This is a genomic window from Frateuria sp. sgz306004 (assembly GCF_057750885.1).
The window spans coordinates 201,697-216,325 of record NZ_JBYLFE010000002.1; the positions used below are offsets into that span (position 1 = coordinate 201,697).

General features: G+C 65.1%; 15 protein-coding genes. 8 read left to right on the forward strand and 7 right to left on the reverse strand.

Going from position 1 to position 14,629, the window contains the following annotated elements; all coding sequences use genetic code 11:
* Positions 1–236: 236 nt before the first annotated feature.
* The 3 genes from AC3G2C_RS04195 to AC3G2C_RS04205 are packed head-to-tail and all read left to right on the forward strand — an operon-like array spanning position 237 to position 5,975.
* Complete coding sequence (locus AC3G2C_RS04195) at positions 237–1,352, forward strand: efflux RND transporter periplasmic adaptor subunit (protein WP_488383364.1); 1,116 nt, start codon at positions 237–239, stop codon at positions 1,350–1,352.
* Complete coding sequence (locus tag AC3G2C_RS04200; RefSeq protein WP_488383365.1) at positions 1,345–4,446, forward strand: efflux RND transporter permease subunit; 3,102 nt, start codon at positions 1,345–1,347, stop codon at positions 4,444–4,446. The genes AC3G2C_RS04195 and AC3G2C_RS04200 overlap by 8 nt, the downstream gene beginning before the upstream one ends.
* A gap of 2 nt (positions 4,447–4,448) precedes the next feature.
* On the forward strand, positions 4,449–5,975 hold the full coding sequence (locus AC3G2C_RS04205; RefSeq protein WP_488383366.1) for an efflux transporter outer membrane subunit: 1,527 nt from the start codon (positions 4,449–4,451) through the stop codon (positions 5,973–5,975).
* Between the two features lie 30 nt (positions 5,976–6,005).
* Here the strand turns inward: AC3G2C_RS04205 and AC3G2C_RS04210 are convergent, their stop codons facing one another.
* The 3 genes from AC3G2C_RS04210 to dnaG form a co-directional block, all read right to left on the reverse strand.
* Positions 6,006–6,608 (reverse strand): pentapeptide repeat-containing protein, encoded by a 603-nt coding sequence (locus tag AC3G2C_RS04210; RefSeq protein WP_488383367.1) that lies wholly within the window; start codon positions 6,606–6,608, stop codon positions 6,006–6,008.
* 7 nt (positions 6,609–6,615) lie between these two features.
* Positions 6,616–7,242 carry a DedA family protein gene (locus AC3G2C_RS04215; RefSeq protein WP_488383368.1) on the reverse strand — a complete coding sequence of 209 codons (627 nt, stop codon included), beginning with the start codon at positions 7,240–7,242 and terminating at the stop codon, positions 6,616–6,618.
* 192 nt (positions 7,243–7,434) lie between these two features.
* Positions 7,435–9,201, reverse strand: coding sequence for a DNA primase (dnaG, locus tag AC3G2C_RS04220; RefSeq protein ID WP_488383369.1), 1,767 nt, complete (start codon positions 9,199–9,201; stop codon positions 7,435–7,437).
* 181 nt (positions 9,202–9,382) lie between these two features.
* Between dnaG and AC3G2C_RS04225 the strand changes: the two genes are divergently transcribed.
* The gene (locus AC3G2C_RS04225) at positions 9,383–10,006 is read left to right on the forward strand and encodes a GNAT family N-acetyltransferase (RefSeq protein WP_488383370.1); all 624 of its coding nucleotides are present in this window, start codon (positions 9,383–9,385) and stop codon (positions 10,004–10,006) included.
* Positions 10,007–10,028: 22 nt separating this feature from the next.
* On the opposite strand, the gene AC3G2C_RS04230 is transcribed toward AC3G2C_RS04225, so the two are convergent.
* Positions 10,029–10,199: a DUF1328 domain-containing protein gene (locus AC3G2C_RS04230; RefSeq protein ID WP_488383371.1), complete on the reverse strand. Its 171-nt coding sequence runs from the start codon at positions 10,197–10,199 to the stop codon at positions 10,029–10,031.
* 146 nt (positions 10,200–10,345) lie between these two features.
* On the opposite strand from AC3G2C_RS04230, the gene AC3G2C_RS04235 reads away from it, so the two are divergent.
* Positions 10,346–10,648, forward strand: a complete 303-nt coding sequence (locus tag AC3G2C_RS04235) for a hypothetical protein (RefSeq protein WP_488383372.1) — start codon at positions 10,346–10,348, stop codon at positions 10,646–10,648.
* On the opposite strand, the gene AC3G2C_RS04240 is transcribed toward AC3G2C_RS04235, so the two are convergent.
* On the reverse strand, positions 10,649–11,095 hold the full coding sequence (locus tag AC3G2C_RS04240) for a GatB/YqeY domain-containing protein (RefSeq protein ID WP_488383373.1): 447 nt from the start codon (positions 11,093–11,095) through the stop codon (positions 10,649–10,651).
* Between the two features lie 164 nt (positions 11,096–11,259).
* Positions 11,260–11,475 (reverse strand): 30S ribosomal protein S21, encoded by a 216-nt coding sequence (rpsU, locus tag AC3G2C_RS04245; RefSeq protein WP_014404075.1) that lies wholly within the window; start codon positions 11,473–11,475, stop codon positions 11,260–11,262.
* A gap of 111 nt (positions 11,476–11,586) precedes the next feature.
* On the opposite strand from rpsU, the gene tsaD reads away from it, so the two are divergent.
* Positions 11,587–12,609: a tRNA (adenosine(37)-N6)-threonylcarbamoyltransferase complex transferase subunit TsaD gene (tsaD, locus tag AC3G2C_RS04250; RefSeq protein ID WP_488383761.1), complete on the forward strand. Its 1,023-nt coding sequence runs from the start codon at positions 11,587–11,589 to the stop codon at positions 12,607–12,609.
* Positions 12,610–12,767: 158 nt separating this feature from the next.
* Here the strand turns inward: tsaD and AC3G2C_RS04255 are convergent, their stop codons facing one another.
* A complete protein-coding gene (locus tag AC3G2C_RS04255) occupies positions 12,768–13,520 on the reverse strand; it encodes a hypothetical protein (RefSeq protein ID WP_488383374.1) in 753 nt (250 codons plus the stop codon).
* A 236-nt stretch (positions 13,521–13,756) separates the two neighbouring features.
* Here AC3G2C_RS04255 and folB point away from each other — a divergent pair, with 236 nt between their 5' ends.
* Together folB and folK are read left to right on the forward strand one after the other, a co-directional pair.
* Positions 13,757–14,116 carry a dihydroneopterin aldolase gene (gene folB, locus AC3G2C_RS04260; RefSeq protein ID WP_488383375.1) on the forward strand — a complete coding sequence of 120 codons (360 nt, stop codon included), beginning with the start codon at positions 13,757–13,759 and terminating at the stop codon, positions 14,114–14,116.
* A gap of 3 nt (positions 14,117–14,119) precedes the next feature.
* On the forward strand, positions 14,120–14,602 hold the full coding sequence (folK, locus tag AC3G2C_RS04265; RefSeq protein WP_488383376.1) for a 2-amino-4-hydroxy-6-hydroxymethyldihydropteridine diphosphokinase: 483 nt from the start codon (positions 14,120–14,122) through the stop codon (positions 14,600–14,602).
* The last annotated feature ends 27 nt before the right edge of the window (positions 14,603–14,629 follow it).

Below are 14,629 nucleotides of genomic sequence, written 5' to 3' on the forward strand. Positions count from 1 at the left end.
CATTGGACCCGGACCCATCGACTAGCCACGTAAATACTTGCTGATCGACTCGTTCCCGCTTTTGCGCGCACTCCGTCCGGAGTGAAACCCGCACGCGGCGATCGAAGCCGGTCAGTCCGCGGACGGGTCAAGCGTTGACGGCTGCATCGGCCGTCGCAGCTTCCCCTTTCGCATCACGTGCCCTGTGGCCTGTTGGCTGCGGCGGTTGCATGCATGCCATTTTCAGGGGAACACCCATGTCGTATCGCTTGACCCGCCTGTGTTTTGCCATCGCCGTTGCTTCGCCTTTGGCCGCGTGCTCCTCGCATGGCGACAAGGCGCAAGAGGCCACGCCCGCGTTCATCGAGGACCACGGCCAGCTCCGCGTGCCCGAGCACTCGCCGTTGCGCAAAGCGCTGCTGGTGGCGCCAGTGAACGTGCGCACCCAACCGCACGCCATGGTGTTTCCGGCAACGGTGGAGGCCGACCCGGCGCGCACCTTCAACGTGCAGACACCGCTCGCCGGCCGCGTGGTCGAACTCGAGGTAGGGCTGGGTGACCATGTGGCACGCAATCAAGTGCTGGCGATCATTGAATCGGGCGATATGGCTCAGGCCCGGGCGGACGTGGTGAAGGCTGCCGACGCATTGGCGTTGGCGCAGAAGCAACTGGATCGCGCGCGTGGCGTACAGCAGGCCGGCGGAAGTGCGGTGAAAGACCTGGAATCGGCCCAGAGCACCTACAACCAGGCCAAGGCAGAGATGGAGCGCGCGCAGACGCGCATGCAAGCGCTCAATGCCAGCGGAGCACCGGCAGGAGTTCGTGGCATTCAACTGGTGGCGCCCACCACGGGTTACGTTACCGCGCTCAACACGGCACCTGGTGCCTTCGCAAACGATCCATCCGCCGTGCTGATGACCATTGCGGACTTGAGCACGGTATGGATTACCGCCAACGTGCCCGAGGGCGAGGTGGGCGGCATCGCCAAGGGCCAGGTCGTGGAAGCCACGTTGTCGGCCTACCCCGACCAGGTGTTCAAGGGTCAGGTGAGTTTTGTCAGCCAAGTGCTGCAGCCAGACACGCGGCGCGACATGGTGCGCGCCAGCTTCGCCAACGCGGATGGTCGCCTCAAGCCCAATATGTTCGCCAAGGCGAGCATCGATGTACCGCAGCCTGCACAGGTGTTCGTGCCGCAATCCGCGTTGTTGATGAACAACGACAACACCACCGTGTTCGTCGAGGTGTCGCCGTGGGTATTCGAGCGTCGCAAAGTGGAACTGAGCTACGACGAGTCCGCCGACGCACGCGTGCTCAAGGGTCTGAAGGCGGGTGATCGCGTGGTGGTGAAGAGCGGAGTTCTGCTCAATGATTAACGCGATCTTCCACTTCTGTTTCCAGAAGCGCGTGCTGTTCATCGTGGTGTCGATGCTGGTGCTGTGCTTTGGCTATTACTCGTGGACGCAGCTGTCCATCGAGGCCTACCCCGAGTTGTCCGATGTCACCGCCCAGGTCACCACCCAGGTGCCGGGCCTGGCCGCCGAGGAAATCGAGCAACAGATCACCACGCCGCTGGAGCGCGGCCTGGCCGGCACGCCGGGCCTGGTGAGCATGCGTTCGAGCAGCACTTTCGGCCTGTCGCTGATCACCCTGGTGTTCAAGGATGGCGCGGAAGATTACTGGTCGCGCCAGCGCGTGATGGAGCGCATCAGCCAGGTGACCCTGCCGCCGGGCGTGACGCCTGGCCTGGACCCCGTGTCGGGTCCGGCCGGCGAGATCTATCGCTACACGCTGGAGTCCAGCACCAAGAACCTCATGGAGCTGTCCGAGCTGCAGACCTGGGTGGTCGTGCCGGCCTTGCAGCGCGTGGCGGGCGTAGCGAACGTGGATACGTTCGGCGGCTTCACCAAGGAGTTTCAGCTGGAGCTGGATCCTTCCAAACTGCTCAAGTACGGCGTCAGCGTGAGCCAGGTGAGCAGCGCCATCTCCGCCAACACCGCCAATGCGGGCGGTGGTCGCATCACGCGCGGCGAGCAATCCTACATCGTGCGCGGCATCGGCATGGTGCATACGCTCAAGGACCTGGGCGACATCGTAGTGACGCAGAGCGGCGGCGTGCCCGTGCTGGTGCGTGACCTGGGCAAGCTGCAATACGGCCACCAAGTACGCCAGGGCATCCTGGGCAAGGACAACAACCCCGACACCATCGAAGGCATTGTCGACCTGCTCAAGTACGAGAACCCGTCGAAGGTGCTGGAGAGCATTCACGCCACGGTGGATCAGCTCAACCGGCAACTGGGCGCACAGGACGTGCGCGTCGTGCCCTACATCGACCGCGACGACCTGGTCGATGCCACCAAGGAGAAGGTGTTTCACACGGTGATGGAAGGCGTGGGGCTGGTGTGCATCGTGCTCATCCTGTTCCTGGGTAGCCCGCGTTCGGCGATGGTGGCGGCGGTAGCCATTCCCATGTCGCTGGTCACGGTGTTCATCCTGATGTACTTCACCAAGATGCCGGCTAACCTGTTCTCGCTGGGCGCGATCGACTTCGGCGTCATCGTGGACGGCACCATCGTGGTGACCGAGGCCATCCTACGTCGGCGCGAAGAGAAGCCCGACGCAGTGCTTACTGAAGGTGACGTGATGACGGTGACCAAGCACGTCGGTCGCTCGATCTTCTTCGCCACCTTGATCATCGTCACCGCTTACCTGCCGCTGTTTGCCTTCGAGCACGCGGAGGGCAAGCTGTTCCGCCCGATGGCCTTCACCGTGGGCTATGCGTTGCTGGCGGCGCTGCTGTGCACCGTCACACTCACGCCAGGCCTAGCGTACTTTGCGCTGCGCAAGCCGCGCAGGATCTTCCACAACAAGCCGCTGGAGCGCTTGCAGGCCGCCTACACCGCGACCCTTGGCCGCCTGCTGGCGCGCCTGCCGGTGGCTTACGCGCTGGCAGGCGCGGCGTTCGCCGGCGTGCTGCTATTGGGTAGCACCATCGGCCGCGAATTCCTGCCGGAACTGGATGAAGGCTCGCTATGGCTGCAGGTGCAGATGCCTACGGGCTTGTCCTTGGACAAGGCCGGCGAGATGACGGCTGAACTTCGCCACGCCGTGCGCGAGTTTCCCGAGGTGTCGTACATCGTGACGCAGATGGGTCGAAATGACACCGGCACCGATCCGTGGACGCCTTCGCACGTGGAGGCGGGCGTAGGCCTCAAGCCCTACGATAGTTGGCCCGACCACGAGAGCAAGGCGGAATTCCTGCGTCGATTCAACGCGCGCATGCAGCAATTGCCGGGCATGTCGGTGGGTATCAGTCAGCCCATCGTCGATGGCGAGAACGACATGATCGGCGGTGCGCACAGCCCGCTGGTGCTGCGCATTTATGGCGACGACTTCAACGAGTTGCGACGCATCGGCGGAGAGATCGTGGACGTGTTGCGCGGCGTGCGCGGCACGGCCGAGGCGTCCATCTTCCAGGAGCCGCCGATTCCGCAGCTGGCCATCACGGCGGATCGCGATGCCGCCGCCCGTTACGGCATCAACATCGGCGACGTCAGCAATCTGATCCAGACGGCTGTCGGCGGCGCACCGATTACCCAGGTGTACGTGGGCGACCGCATCTACAACGTGACGGCACGCGTCTCCAATCAGGTGGCCAACAGTGTGGAGGCGGTGGGCCAGTTGCCGCTCACCTCGGCGGGCGGCGCACAGGTACCGCTCAAGCAGGTGGCCGATATCCGCCTGCGCACCGGCGAGAGCACCATTGCCCACGAGCAGAGCAAACGCCAGATCACCATTCGCATCGACAATCGCGATCGCGCGTTGTCGGAGTACCTGGCCGATGCACAGAAACAGATCGATGCAAAGGTGAGCTTCGACAAGCAGAACTATTACCTGCAATGGGCCGGCACGTTCGAGAACCAGCAGCGAGCGCAGGCGCGCTTGATCGTGGTGATGGGACTGGTGTTGGCGATCATGGCGGTGCTTCTGTTCGCCGAGTTCGGCAAGCTGCACCAGGCCGCGCTGGTGCTTGGCGTCGTGCCGTTGGCAACGGTGGGCGGTCTGATTTCGCTGCATCTGCGCGGGGAAACGCTCAATATCGCCACGGCGGTGGGCTTTATCGCCTTGTTCGGCGTGGCGGTGCAGAACGGCATCATCATGGTTTCCAACATCAATCGCGTGCGCAAGGAAGGCCATGGCCTCAAGGACGCCGTGCTGGAGGGCGCCGCCGAGCGCTTCCGTCCGGTGTTGATGACGGCCACTGTCGCCAGCGTGGGCATGTTGCCCGCGGCGCTCGCCACCGGTATTGGCACCGACGTGCAACGCGGTCTTGCCACGGTGGTTGTCGGTGGCTTGCCGATCGCGACCTTGCTCACCTTGTTCGTGCTGCCCGGCCTGTACTTCGCCGTCGAGCGCTTTATCGAGCGCCGCCGTCGCCAGCACCGTCCGCATCCGTCGCGGGAGCTCTGATCATGTTCATCATTCGTACTTTCGCCTCGTATCGCGCGCCGGCACATTTGACGGCGGTATGTGCCCTGAGTTTGGCGCTGGGCGCTTGCGCGGTGGGCCCCGACTACCATCGGTCGGCCGCGCCGGTCGCATCCGGCTATACCGCGACGCCGCTGCCGCAGGCTACCGCCTCGGCCGCTGGCAAGGACGGCTTGCCACAGCAGTGGGTGACCTCGATGGACATCCCAGGCCAGTGGTGGACGTTATTTCATTCACAGCCGCTCAACGCGCTTATTGACGATGCGCTCAAGCACAACGCCGACGTGGAGGCCGCGCATGCGTCACTCAGGGCGGCTTGGGAGGCGGTGTATGCACAACGCGGCGCTTACTTTCCCTCGGTGAACGCCAGCGCGAATACCTCGCGGCAGGACTATGCCAACGACGTGGCCAGTGGCGCTTCGTCCAACGCGAGTTTGTATAGCCTCACCACGGCGCAGGTAAGTGTGACGTACACGCTCGACTTCTGGGGTGCGAATCGCCGGCAGGTCGAAACGCTCACGGCGCAAGCTAATGCTCAGCGCTTCCAACTGGAGGCGACCTACCTCACGCTCACCAGCAACTTGGTCAATGCGGCGATCGAAGAAGCGTCGCTGCGCGCGCAGATCGCCACCACGCTGCAGACCATCGATGCTCAGGAGAAGATCCTCGACACCTTGCAGCAGCAGCATGCATTGGGCGATGCCGGCGAGGCGGCGGTAGCTGCGCAAGTTACGACACTGGAGCAGGCCAGGGCGACGCTGCCGCCTTTGCAGAAGCAATTGGCTCAGCAGCGCGACCTGCTTGCCGCCTTGAGTGGCCGTACGCCCGATCAAGGCGTGGGGGCTACGTTCAATCTCGATACCCTGCAATTGCCGGCTGAGCTACCACTGAGCCTGCCCGCGCAGTTGGTGGAGCAGCGGCCGGATGTTCGTGCCGCCGAAGAGCAGCTGCATGCGGCCAGTGCGCAGGTCGGCGTGGCCATCGCCAACCGACTGCCCAATGTGCAGATCAATGCGTCGTTCGGTGGCGCGGCGGAAAGGGCCAGTCAGGTGTTTTCCGCAGGCAGCGGATTCTGGAGTCTTGGGGCTTCGGTCACTCAGCCGTTATTCGACGGGGGAGCGCTCAAGCACAAGCAGCGCGGCGCGGAGGCTGCCTATGCCCAGGCGGCGGCACAGTACCGCAGCACGGTGCTGCAGGCCGTGCAGAACGTGGCCGATACATTGCACGCCATCGATGCCGATGCGCGTGGGTTGGCTGCCGCCGAGCGTGCCGAGCAAGCGGCAGCGCGCAGCCTTGCGATTGCACGGCGACAGCTCGCGCTGGGTGACATCAGCCAGAGCAGCTTGCTTACCACTGAGTTGGCGTGGCAACAGACGGCATTGTCCCTGGTACAAGCACGTGCGGCGCGGTACGCAGACACGGTGGCGCTGTTCCAGGCGTTGGGCGGTGGTTGGTGGCATCGCAAGGACGCTGCAGACGTGGGGGACACCCAAGCGGGCGCATCGTCCTGAGCGGCGAAGGGCCGGCGTGGCGGCGCTGCGTCAGCCCTCCAGCTCGATATCCAGGCTGTCCAGCAACGCCATGGCCTCGGGTAGCGAAAAGTGGGCGCGTCGGATGTCGTTGTTGAAGATATCGATGCGGTAGCCTTGGGCGCGGAGAAAGTTGGCGCCGACCAGGCGGGTGCGGGCGAATACGCTATCGCGCAGGTCGCTGCCTTCGAAGTTGATCGTTTCGCAGTTCGCTTCGGTGAAATCCACGTCCACCGCGCGGCATTCGGTCAGCACGTACTCGCGCAGGTCCAGGCCGAAGAACGAGCTGTCATTGAGCACGCAGCGATGGAAGGCGAGCGCTCGGCTCGTGCGTATGCGCGGCCAATGGGCGCGGGTCCAGTCGATACCCACCATCTTGCAGTCGACGAAACGGCAGCCGTCGAAGCGGCTATCGGTGAGCAGGGCAAGACTCAGGTTGCACTCGCGGAACTCGACATCGCTGAAGCGACAGCGCGTGAGTGTGGCTTCGCTGAACTGACAGCGCACGAAGCGGCAATCGTGGAAGCGGATGCCATCGAGCGTTGCGTCGTTGGCCTGGATTTCCTCGAATGTCGTTTCGTCGTAGTGCTGGTCGGTCCAGGGATGGGGGCTCATGAATAGCTCAGCGCTGCCCGGTCTGGCATGCCATCCGCCGCTTGTGACGCCACCACAGGGCTAGTGCGATCACCAGCACGACGCCACCGAACAGCCACAAGCCGTTCTGGCCGCGATGGAGCCACATGGCCAGCCATTCGTGGTTGTCCGCGCCAAAATAGCCCAGGTAGACCCAGATCGGCACGCTGATCAGCGCTGCCGTGCCGTCGAGCAGGAAGAAGCGCAGGAATGACACACGATGGGTGGAGCCGGCGGTGATGAACACTGCCGTGCGCATGCCCGGCAGGAAGCGGGCGATGAACATCAGCCGGTTGCCGTAGCGTTCGAACTTCTCTTGCACCTTGGCGTAGCGCTCCGGCGTGAGCACGCGCGCTACCAACCGCCATTGCAGGATTCGCGCGCCGTAGTGGTGTCCCAGCAGGAACATGCCCGCATCGCCCACCAGCACGCCGGCCATGCCGACACCGAACATCACGTGTACGTTGCCGTAGCCCAGGCCAGTGATGACGCCACCCGCAACCAGGGTAACGTCCTCGGGCAACGGGAAGCCCGCACCGCACAGCAACAGCGCGATGAAGACCGCGACGTAGCCGTTTTCGGCGAACAGGGTCACCAGTCGTTCAAGCAATTCCATCTACATCCATGCCCGCATAAGTTGCCCCTGTCTACAGGGAAGGGTCGATGATCACATACGGAGGCGCCGCTGCGCTTGACGCGCCGCACGGTGCCCTCCGGCCCGCTACCCGGGGTGAATGGGCGTAGGCGGGCGCACATCTTGCGGGGTAGCGGGTTAGAAGGCTGTTGTGATGCCGGCCGGTGGGCGGCATTAGGGCGTAGGCGGTGTGACGCGCGCGGCCAGCAGTTCCCGCAGTTCGGCCTTCTCGGCGCTGTCGAGGCTTCCTTCGCGACTCTTGGCGGTCAGCCAGTTGCGGCGTTGGATGACAGCCTCCTGTTCCATGCGCTTAAGCGCATCGAAGAACTCGGCGCGTTGCGTTTCGGGCTCGCCCACGACCATGACGGCCATCAGCTTTTGTAGCGGAGCGTATTCGGGACGCTCGGCAAAGTGTTCCACCAGCATGGCGGAGTTGATGCCTGGGCGAGCGCGTGCCAGGTCGATCAGCTCGGCGAGTAGCTCCACGCCGGGCTTGTCCAGGCGCAGGAAGCCATAGGGCCGCTCCACGTGCTCAGCCGCGCCGGGCTGCGCGAGCAACAGGGCGATGGCGCTGCGCACCAGAGAGCGCTGCACCGCCATTGGCCGTTGAACGGCTTGACGCAGGGCGGGCTCGGCGGCCAAGCCGGCACGTGCGCCGGTGCGCTTTTCAAGCTCTTGAGCCATCAAGTCACGAAAGGCGCCATCGGGCAGCTTGGCGATCAGGGGACGCGCCCGCTCAGCCAGCCGGGCACGACCATCGAGGCTGGCGGTATCCACGTCGTGCGACAGCTCGCTGAAGAAATACTCGGAGAGCGGTGTGGCCGCTTTCAGACGTTTCTCGAAGCCGTCCTTGCCCTCCTTGCGGATCAGCGTGTCCGGATCCTCACCATCGGGCAGAAACAGGAAATAGGCCTGGCGGCCATCGCGCAGGCGCGGCAGCGCCGCTTCCAGCGCCTTCCAGGCGGCTGAGCGGCCTGCGCGGTCGCCGTCGAAGCAGAACACCACGTCGGGTGCCGCGCGAAACAGCACCTCGGTGTGCTCGGGCGTGGTGGCCGTGCCCAGCGTGGCCACCGCGATGGGCAGGCCGGCCTGATGCATGGCGATCACGTCCATGTAGCCCTCTACCACCACGATGCGGGCCAGGCTCGGATTGGCCTGTTTCACCTGCCACAGCGCGAACAGCTCGCGGCCCTTGTGGAACAGCGGCGTCTCGGGGGAGTTGAGGTACTTGGGGCCTGGCTCCTTCGCTGCCTCCTGACCCTCACGGGCCGGGGTTGCGCTGGGAATGATGCGGCCGCCAAAGGCAATCACGCGTCCGCGACGATCCAGGATAGGGAACATCAAGCGTTCGCGGAAACGGTCGTAGCGTCGACCGCGTTCGTTGCTGGCGACCATGCCGGCTTCGTTGAGCAACTGCATGCGTCGATCGCTGCCGCCCAATGCCTTGATCACGCCATCGAAACCCGCTGGCGCCCAACCGATGCGAAAGCGCTGGATGGTTTGCGCGTCCAGGCCGCGCTTCTTGCAATAGGCCTGCGCTTCGGGGCTCTTGGGCAGTTCGTTCTCGTACCAGCGGGCGGCGCCGTCCAGCAGGGCGTAGAGGTCAGTCTTGTCCTCGCGCGGGGCGCGATCGTTGCCGCCTTCGCGGGGCACGGTCAGACCGACCGATTGCGCCAGTTCCTCCACCGCATCGGGGAATTCCAGGCGCTCATAGTCCATCAGGAACTTCAGCGCACTGCCGTGCGCTCCGCAGCCAAAGCAATGGAAAAACTGCTTGGCCGGGCTGACGTAGAACGAGGGCGAGCGCTCGTTGTGGAACGGGCAGCAGGCGGTCCATTCGCGGCCGGCCTTCTTCAGCGGCACGCGACCCTCGATCACATCGACGATATCGACGCGGGCGAGCAATTCGTCGATGAAGCTGTCAGGAATACGTCCGCGCATAAGCCGCCTAGTGTAGTGGCTGGCGTGCGTCGCCGCCCACTTCGTGGCCGCTTCCACCCCCTGCGGCGGCCGATGCCGCCACTGCGGCGCGAGCAGCCTTGGCTTAAGCTGCGCGGCGTGCCGGCGGTCGGTCATCGAGGTAGCAATGGGAAAGGGACAGGGCGGCACGAAGGTAGGCGGCATGCAGGTACGGTTTCGGCCGGCCCGCGCCGGTGACGCCGTGGCGGCGGTGCCGCTGATCTATAGCTCGGGGCCCGCTGCGTTCGACTATGTGTTCGCCGATGCGGCAGGGCAGGGCGCGCAGGCTTTCCTGCAGCACTGCTTCATGGATGGCGACGGCGAGTTCGGCTGGCGCAACCACTGGGTGGGCGAACTGCGGGGCCGCGTGGTGGCGGTGGGCGCGGGTTTCGGGGCCGACAGCAAATGGCCGTTCACGCTGGCCGCGGCGCGACAGATTCTTCGCCACTATGGTCTGCGCGGCGCCGTACCGGTGATCACGCGCGGCTTGCGCGTGGAGTCGGTGATCCGGCCGCCCGAGGGCGACATGCATTACCTCGCCCACCTGGGAGTGGCGCCGGAGTTGCGCGGGCAGGGGGTGGGCAGCGCGCTCATCGGCCACCTGATGGCCGCGGGCCGTCAGGCGGGACGCCAGCGCATGGTGCTGGACGTCTCCAGCGCCAACCCTCGTGCCGAGGCGCTGTACGCGCGTACCGGCTTCGTGGTGACCCGGGAGATTCCTTCGCGGCTGGCGCGCGGCGAGCTGCGCGTGCCGTCGCATCGGCGCATGGAGTGGCGGCCGGGCTGAACCGGCCGCCGCGCCATGGCTCTTACGCCAGGTGGATCAATCCGATCACCGCCAGCAGCGAGATCAGGAACAGAATCACGAAGATCGCGAACAGCACCTTGGCGATGGTGCCGGTGACCCCGGCCACGGAGCCGAAGCCCATCCAGCCGGTGACGAGCGAAATGATGGCGAAGATGATGGCCCACTTGAGCATGCGTTACTCCCTTCTTGCCTAGATGGCCTGCGTTGGTGCAGGTGGTGCGAAGGTTGTAGGGGGCAAAACGTGAATTCCATGCAGGGGTGGCTTGTGCATGGCGTGTACGGCAGGCCAATCTTCAGGTTTTGGTAGGGACGTCAGTCATGTTTCTCACGGCGCTGTTGATTCGCCGCCAGGGCGCCATCGTGCGCGCCTTCGAACAGGCGGGCGCGACCACGCCGGCGCTCGCACGCCTGCCGCAGGAACTGGGGGTGGTGCCAGGCATGGCCTGGTATCAGCTGGTGGGGCACGCCGTGGTGCGTTGCCCGGGCGAGGGTCGTTATTACCTGGACCCGGCCAGCTGGCAGCAGCTGCGCCAGCGTCGCCGGCGCACCGCCGTGGTGTTCACGGCGGTGGCCTTGGTGCTACTGGCGCTGGTGCTGTGGCTGCGCGTGAAGGCGGCGTGATCAGCCGGCCAGGCGGGCCTTGATGCGGCCAGACACCACGCCCATGTCGGCGCGGCCAGCGGCCTTGTCCTTCACGACGGCCACCACCTTGCCCATGTCGCGGGCCGAGCTGGCGCCCGTTTCGGCGATGGCGGCGGTGATCAGTGCGTCGATCTCCTCCTCGCTCAGCTTGGCGGGCAAGTAGGCCTCGATCACCTTCATCTCGGCGCGTTCCACGTCGGCCAGATCCTGGCGGTTGGCGGCGTCGAATTGGCTGATGGAGTCCTTGCGCTGCTTGACCATCTTTTCCAGCACGGCAAGCGTCTGCACGTCGTCCAGCTCGATGCGCTCGTCCACTTCGCGCTGCTTGACCGCCGCCAGGATCAGGCGGATCACGGCCAGGCGGTCCTTTTCGCCACCACGCATGGCGGTCTTCATGTCGTCGGTGAGCTGTTGCTTGAGGGGCATGATGGGTTCCTTGGAAGCACACAAAGCCGGCGTTGCGCTAGGCAACGCCGGCTAGTGTAGGTGGCTGGAGAGCGGCAGCGGATGGACGCGCCAGCTGCCAAGCGACCTGATACAGCGCCGTGGGCGCTGGAGCCTGTGACCGTCCGCCAAGGCGGACGAAAGGCTCAGTACAGGCGCGTACGACGCGAGGTGTCGCGCGAGAGGCGGCGCAGGTGGCGCTTCACGGCGGCGGCGCGCTTGCGCTTACGCTCCTGGGTCGGCTTTTCGTAGAACTCGCGCTTGCGGGTCTCGGCCAGGACGCCGGCCTTTTCGCAGGTGCGCTTGAAGCGACGGAGGGCAAGCTCGAACGGCTCGTTCTCGCGGACTTTTACGCTGGGCATGGAAACTCCAAGTGGTAGACTGGCCCGCCTGAACGGACCGTTTGAATACGGTGAGCCGCGAAGTATAACGTGGAAACGACAGCAATTTCAAAGCCCCAAGGGGGCAAACCGATCCTGGGGGTGGAAACCTCCTGTGACGAGACCGGCGTAGCGCTGCTGCGCTGGGAACCGGAGGCGCCCGGCCGGGGGCTGCTTTCACACACCCTCTACAGTCAGATCAAGCTGCACGCCGATTACGGCGGTGTCGTGCCGGAGCTGGCCAGCCGTGACCACGTGCGCAAACTGCTGCCCCTGGTGCGCGAGGCCATGGCGCAGGCCGGCCTGACCCCGGCGGACCTGGGTGGCGTGGCCTACACGGCGGGGCCTGGCCTGGTCGGTGCCCTGCTGGTGGGCGCGTCGGCCGCGCGTGCCATGGCCTGGGCGCTGGGCGTGCCGGCCATCGGCGTGCACCACATGGAAGGCCACCTGCTGGCGCCGCTGCTGGAGGAAGACCCGCCGGAGCCGCTGTTCGTGGCCTTGCTGGTGTCCGGTGGCCATTCGATGCTGGTGGAAGTGAAGGGCATCGGCCAGTACCGCATCCTGGGCGATACCCTGGATGATGCCGCGGGCGAGGCCTTCGACAAGACCGCCAAGCTGATGGGTCTGCCGTACCCGGGTGGTCCCGCGCTGGCCAAGCTGGCCGAGCAGGGGCGGCCGGGCATCTTTCATTTCTCGCGCCCCATGACAGATCGTCCCGGCCTGGATTTCAGTTTTTCCGGGCTAAAGACCCAGGTGCTGCTGGCCTGGCAGCAATCGGATCAGAGCGAACAGACCCGCGCCGACGTGGCCCGCGCCTTCGAGGAGGCCATCGTGGACACCATGATCATCAAGTGCCGCCGTGCCCTGCAGGCCAGCGGTGCAAAGCGCTTGGTGATCGCCGGTGGCGTGGGCGCTAACAAGCGCCTGCGGGCGGAGCTGGCTGCGGCGGGCGAGAAGGATGGCTTCCGCGCCTATTTTCCGCGCCTGGCGTTCTGCACCGACAACGGCGCGATGATCGCGCTCGCCGGCGCCATCCGCCTGGCGCACGGGCAGCATCAGGATGCCTCGGTGCAGGTGTTTCCACGCTGGGATCTGGAGAGCCTGCCGCCGGCCTGAGCGGCGGCGCGGTCGCGGGCTCGATCGAGCCGGCTAGGCATCATCCCCGGCCATGCGTGGATGATGCTGGTGCATCTGTAAGGAGCGCTCGAATGTTGCTCGTCATCCCGGCGAAAGCTGGAATGACGAGCAGCATGTCGCTTCATCCAAGCTAAGGCTTACTTGCCCTGGCCGTTGAGCGTGCGGGTGTTCTGCTCGATGCGGCCGAAGGTGAGCAGCTGCAGCACCAGGATCAACAGCAACAGCGGGCCACCGGCACGCAGCAGCGAGCGCCACGCGGCGTCCTGCTTTTCCTTGTGCGCGATCAGGCCGGAGCTGTCCGAATCGTCGCGGCCGCTTTGCTTGATGAACGCGCTGTCGTACTGCGACACGGCGGCATTGACGATGCCCATCGGGGTCACGTCTTCATCGTCGGACCAGCTGTCTTCCTTCTTGGCCTTGGGCTGGCTCAGCAGCGCGTCGATCTTGGGATCGACGAGTGTGCGCTCCAGCGCATCGGCCAGTCCGTTGGCGTAAGCGGCCTTCATGGTGTCCGCATCGAAATAATTGACGTTGTCGTGGATGGTGGAGAGCACGCTGTCCACATCGGCGTCCTCCTTGGACACGTCGTGCTTGTGCGCAAAGGCGTCGATGGCCTTGCTCATGCGGTCGTAGGCGGCGCGGTTGGGGTCGTCAGCGCTGATGCCGCTATCGGACTTGCCGCTCTGGTTGGCAACCACGCTCCTGACCAGGTCGTCGCTGGTGATCTTGGGCGGTGACTGGGTGCTGGCCTTGACCTCGGGGTCGGCGGCCGTCGCGCGCTGCCAATTCACCAGGGCGGTGGCGGCCACCACGAGCAGGGCGATGGTGAGTACCGCGGTAAGCAGGCGGATGAGGCCGCCATACAGGCTTTCGAGTTTCTGCAAGAACATCGGTGATTTCCTTATGCGTGAAGTGCGAAAGTGCAGAGGCTTCCAGCCCGCGCCAGGCTGGCGCAGTGCGGCATGAAGGGCCAGGTAGGCCGGCGTACGCACGATGACAGGGCGTGCGAGGGATGGCGGGCCGGAAGCGCGGGCGCCGTTCCATCGTTACAATGGCGCCCGCCAAGACAAGTGTAGGTCCATCGCGCCCACCTGTCTTCCCACTTCAATGACGGGTGCTTGTTTCCATGGATATCGTCTTCATCGAAGACCTGCGCATCGATGCCGTCATCGGCATCTACGATTGGGAGCGCCGCGTGCGCCAGACGCTGTCGCTGGATATCGAGATGGCGTTCGACAACACCGTGCCTGCCGCCAGCGACGACATCGCGCTCACGCTTAACTACAAGGACGTGTCCAAGCGTCTGATGGACTACGTAGGCAGCTCCAGCTTCGGGCTGGTGGAAACCCTGGCCGAGCGTTGCGCGGCCATCATTCGCGAAGAATTCGGCGTGAGCTGGGTGCGGCTCAAGCTGTCCAAGCCCGGCGCGGTGCGCGGGGCCAAGGCGGTGGGCGTGCGCATCGAGCGCGGCACGCGGCCGGAGTAAGGCATGGCGCGCGCTTATCTCAGCCTGGGTTCCAACGTCGAGCCGACGCGATACCTGCGTGCGGCCCTGGATGCCCTGCGCGAACGTTTCGGCACGCTCAGCGTGTCGCCGGCTTATCGCAGCAAGTCGGTGGGTTTTGACGGCGCGGATTTCGTGAACCTGGCGGTGGGGCTGGATACCGAGCTGTCGCCCGAAGCCCTCAACGGCTGGCTGCACGCGCTGGAAGACCAACACGGCCGCCGTCGCGATGTGCCGCGCTTTTCCGACCGTACGCTGGATATCGACATCGTGCTCTACGACGACCTGGTGCGCCAGGGCGAAGGGCATCTGGATATTCCGCGCAAGGAGCTGCGCCACGCGTTTGTGCTCAAGCCCATCGCGGACATCGCGCCAACGCTGGTGCACCCGGTGAATGGCCAGACCATGGCCGCATTGTGGGCAGCCTTTCCCGCCGAGAGCGAGCCGCTGGCGGTGGAGCCGCTGTGATGTGACAGAACGGCATCGCCCGGCACT